This window comes from Pantoea sp. CTOTU49201 (assembly GCF_032054795.1).
In the GTDB taxonomy this organism is placed as follows: Bacteria; Pseudomonadota; Gammaproteobacteria; order Enterobacterales; family Enterobacteriaceae; genus Pantoea; species Pantoea symbiotica.
In genome coordinates, this window is record NZ_DAMBSA010000244.1 from 2733 (window position 1) to 7197 (window position 4465).

Consider the following 4465-nt stretch of genomic DNA (forward strand, 5'->3'; position numbering starts at 1 on the left):
GTAGGGTCGCCATTCATGGCGACCGATTCATCAGGCCTTGCGCGTCAGCAGCACGCCGCATTCCATATGATGGGTATACGGGAACTGATCGAACAGCGCCAAACGCGTGACATCATGCGTTTCTCCCAGCACTGCGAGGTTGTCGCACAGCGTTTGCGGGTTGCAGGAGATATAAAGGATGCGCGGATACGCCTGCACCATCTTCACGGTTTCCTCATCCAGCCCGCTGCGCGGCGGATCGACAAAAATGGTTTCGCACTGATAGCTCTTCAGGTCGATGCCTTCTAAACGATTGAAGCTGCGCACACCCGTCATCGCCTGAGTAAACTCTTCGGCGGCCATACGAATAATCTGCACGTTATCAATCTGGTTGGCGGCAATGTTGTATTGCGCGGACGCGACTGACGGCTTGGCAATCTCGGTGGCCAGCACGCGGCGGAAGTTACGCGCCAGCGCCAGCGAGAAGTTGCCGTTACCGCAATAGAGTTCCAGCAGATCGCCACGCGAATCCTGCGTCACGTCCAGCGCCCACTCCAGCATCTGAATATTCATCGCCGCGTTTGGCTGGGTGAAGCTGTTCTCCACCTGACGATAAATCATCTCTTTACCGGCGACCAGCAGGCGTTCATCAACGTAATCGCGCTCGAGGCAGATTTTGGTTTTGGTGGCGCGGCCAATCAGCTGCACGTCAAAGCCTTCGGCGCGCAGGCTGTCGCGCAGGGCGCTGGCTTCGGCAGTCCACTCCTCTTCCAGCTTGCGGTGATAGAGCAGCGAGATGACGATCTGGTTGCTCATGGTCGACAGGTAATCGATCTGGAACAGCTTAAAACGCAGCGCGCGGTTGTCGCGGATCGCCGCGATCAGTTTTGGCATCAGCTGGTTGATCAATTCACTGGCCGCAGGGAATTGATCGACGCGGATACGTTGCTTGGTCTGTTGATCAAAGATGATGTGGTAGAGATCGTCACCGTCGTGCCAGATGCGGAATTCGGCACGCATCCGATAGTGGCTGACCGGCGAACGGAACACCTCCACGTCGGGCGCAGCAAAGGGCACCATCATCGCCTGTAAGCGGCTGACTTTTTCCGCCAGTTGCGCGTCGTATTGTTCAATCGGGAGCTGTTCGGGTGTCATCTTTAATCCTGGTAATAAGCTGGCTTGCCGGGCGATTGTAGGCATTCAACTGCTGATGTCCAGCCCTGCGGAAAACAAGATGGCTGGAAGTCTGGATTTCCGGCCTTCCTGGCCGTAGACTGCGCCTGCCGGCCTCCTTGAGTTAAAAGGGAATCCAGTGTGAATCTGGAGCTGACGCGCAGCGGTAAAGAATGTCGTGGTGATGGCACTTACAAACACTGTCCTGCCGGATGGGAAGTTTTTCACCATTTATGATTCTCAGCCCGAAGACCTGCCGGTGTGACGTCGCAATACATACGACCATCGCGAGCTATTGGTCGTAGTCGTGCGGCATCCTGCTTCGTCTTTTGGATGCTATAACAATGAAAAAAACACATGCTTCGCTGTTTGCCTTCAGTGCAACGGCGTTGTCTCTCTGGGCGCAATTTGGCTACGCGCAGCAGAATGATGATACGCAAATCGTTACCGCTAACCGCTTCGCACAGCCAGTCTCGTCGGTGCTGGCTTCGACTTCCGTTGTCACCCGTGACGAGATCGATCAGTGGCAATCTAAGAACCTGCTGGAAGTGTTGCGTCGCCTGCCGGGCGTGGATATCGCGCAAAGCGGCGGCATTGGACAAAGCGCTTCTATGTATGTGCGGGGTTCGGAAGCGCGTCATACGCTGATTCTGGTGGATGGCGTGCCGTTCTCTAAACCGGGTATCACCGGCGTAGCTGACTTCAACCAAATTCCTGTTTCTATTATCCAGCGCGTTGAGTTTATTCGCGGCCCGCGTTCTGCCGTTTACGGCGCTGATGCGATTGGCGGCGTGGTGAATGTCATTACGCAAAACCCGAATAATCAAAACTCGCTGACGGCTGGCTTTGGTTCGAAGGGGTATCAGGAATACAGCGGCGGCATCAATCAAAATGTCACGGACCAGACGCGCGTAACGGTGGCGGGTTCTTATCAGGCTACTAATGGCTACAACGTTCAGCCGGGCTCAACATCGCCAACCGATCGCGATCGTGATGGCTGGCGTAATAAGGCGTTCTGGGCCGGCGTTGACCACAAGTTTAATGATGCGTTCTCTGGCTTCTTCCGTGGTTACGGTTACGCCGCGAACTCAGATTACGATGCGGGTTATGTCGGTGGCCAGGATGAGCAACAGATCTACAATCACTCGTTTGATACCGGTCTGCGCTTTAATAAAGAGGATTACTCTTCACAGCTGACCGCCAGCTATCAAAAGTACAAAATCTACAACTACGTTGGATCTGACGGCCGCTATGCCGACTCCAATAGTCTGGATGACATGGAGCAGCGCAACCTGCAATGGGGTAACACCTTTGCGGTGGGCCATGGCATGGTCAGCGCGGGCCTGGATTGGCAGCAGCAGAAACTGAGCTCGGTTGGACAACTCTATTCTGGCGCACCGCGTGATGAAGATGGTTACAAGCAAGACAACACCGGCGCTTACCTGACGGCTCAGCAGCAGTTTGGCAATGTCACCCTCGAAGGTTCGGCGCGTGGCGATGATAACGAAGACTTTGGCCGTCATGGCACCTGGCAAACGGCTGCGGGTTGGGAGTTTGTGCCGGGCTACAAAGCTTCACTCTCTTACGGCACGGGCTTCCAGGCGCCGACATTAGGCCAGCTTTATGGTCTGAAGCGTTTTGGTATCAGCTCCAATCCCGATCTCAATCCTGAGAAATCAAAACAGTGGGAAGCCGCGCTGGAAGGTTTAACCGGTCCGGTTAATTGGCGTGTTGCGGCGTATCACAATAAAGTCAGCAACCTCATTACCTACGCTTCTGATCCTGTGACTTTTGAGGGCGGCTACTACAACGAAAAAGCCGTTACGCTGAAAGGTATTGAAGCCACAGCTGATTTTGATACCAGCTTCCTGCATCACCAGATCACCTTGGGTTATCTGGATGCTCGTCGTGATTCAGACGGTGAAACGCTGGCGCGTCGTGCGCGTGAACAAGCTAAATATCAGCTGGGTATGACGGTGTATGACTTTGATATCGATGTCATCTATCAATACTTCGGTAAGCGCTACGATAACAACACCAGCGAATATGCCAGCGAGCAGCGTCGTTTACCGAGTTACAGCACGGTAGATCTCGCTGTCTCGTATCCGGTCACATCACAGCTCACCGTTCGTGGTAGAATTGCCAACCTGTTCGATAAAGATTATGAGACAGCGTATGGCTATCCAACTCCAGGAATGGAGTATTACCTCAGCGCCAGCTACAGCTTCTGATCTGCGTCCCACCGTGCTGGTGTTTGACTCCGGCGTGGGTGGGCTGTCTGTTTATGATGAGGTCCGGCATCTACTGCCGGATCTTCACTATCTCTACGCCTTCGATAATGAAGGTTTCCCGTACGGCGAAAAATCAGAAGACTTTATTGTCGAGCGTGTAGTGGCGGTGGTGACGGCTATCACTCAGCGTTTTTCGCTTGCGCTGGTGATCATCGCCTGTAACTCGGCCAGTACCATCTCTTTGCCAGCTCTGCGTGAGCGCTTTGAATTCCCGGTTGTGGGTGTGGTGCCTGCGATTAAACCTGCTGCGCGTCTGACGCGTAACGGCGTGGTGGGATTGCTGGCCACCCGTGGCACGGTGAAACGTCCTTATACGCATGAGTTGGTGGCGCAATTTGCCCGAGACTGCAGAATCGAAATGCTCGGTTCTGCTGAGCTGGTGGAACTGGCGGAAGCCAAGCTGCATGGCGAAGATGTTGAACTGGCCGATGTGCGCCGCGCTGTGCAACCCTGGCTACGTATGAAAGAGCCGCCCGATACCGTGGTTCTCGGCTGTACGCATTTCCCTTTATTACGTGATGAGCTGCAATTGGTACTGCCGGAAGGGACAAGGTTGGTGGATTCGGGCGCTGCTATCGCGCGTCGTACCGTTTGGTTATTAGAGCATGAAGCACCGCAGGCGGTTTCGTCCGGGCAGAATTTAGCGTTCTGTACGCGTATGGATGATGAAGTGACGAAATTGTCACCGATTTTGCAGCGTTATGGCTTCCCGTTGCTGGAAAAATTAGCAGTTTAGTGGCGTTTCGACGAAAAAATCAGCACTCGGAAATTAATTTGAAATTAGCACTTGTCAGCCCCGAAGAAATCCCTATACTGCGCCTCCACTGACACGGAACAACGGCTTACGAAGCGATGTGTTCAGGAGGTGGTCTTCAAGGCAACCTTCAGAAAAGCAAAAATAAATGCTTGACTGAGAATGCGGAAAGCGTAATATACGCATCCCGCGCCGCTAGAGAAATCGCGGCATGCTCTTTAACAATTTATCAGACAATCTGTGTGGGCACTCGCAGGATTGATATCAG

At 53.7% G+C, this 4465-nt stretch carries 3 protein-coding genes and 1 riboswitch; of the genes, 2 read left to right on the top strand and 1 reads right to left on the bottom strand.

Annotation, left to right across the window (positions count from 1 at the left end):
• Positions 1-30: 30 nt before the first annotated feature.
• Positions 31-1134, bottom strand: coding sequence for a tRNA (uridine(54)-C5)-methyltransferase TrmA (gene trmA / locus RTY00_RS16255; protein ID WP_312665130.1), 1104 nt, complete (start codon positions 1132-1134; stop codon positions 31-33).
• Positions 1135-1246: 112 nt separating this feature from the next.
• Positions 1247-1428: riboswitch (cobalamin riboswitch) on the top strand.
• 68 nt (positions 1429-1496) lie between these two features.
• Here trmA and btuB point away from each other — a divergent pair.
• Together btuB and murI are read left to right on the top strand one after the other, a co-directional pair.
• On the top strand, positions 1497-3383 hold the full coding sequence (btuB, locus tag RTY00_RS16260; protein WP_312665131.1) for a TonB-dependent vitamin B12 receptor BtuB: 1887 nt from the start codon (positions 1497-1499) through the stop codon (positions 3381-3383).
• A complete protein-coding gene (murI, locus tag RTY00_RS16265) occupies positions 3328-4179 on the top strand; it encodes a glutamate racemase (RefSeq protein ID WP_312665132.1) in 852 nt (283 codons plus the stop codon). The genes btuB and murI overlap by 56 nt, the downstream gene beginning before the upstream one ends.
• Positions 4180-4465 lie beyond the last annotated feature (286 nt).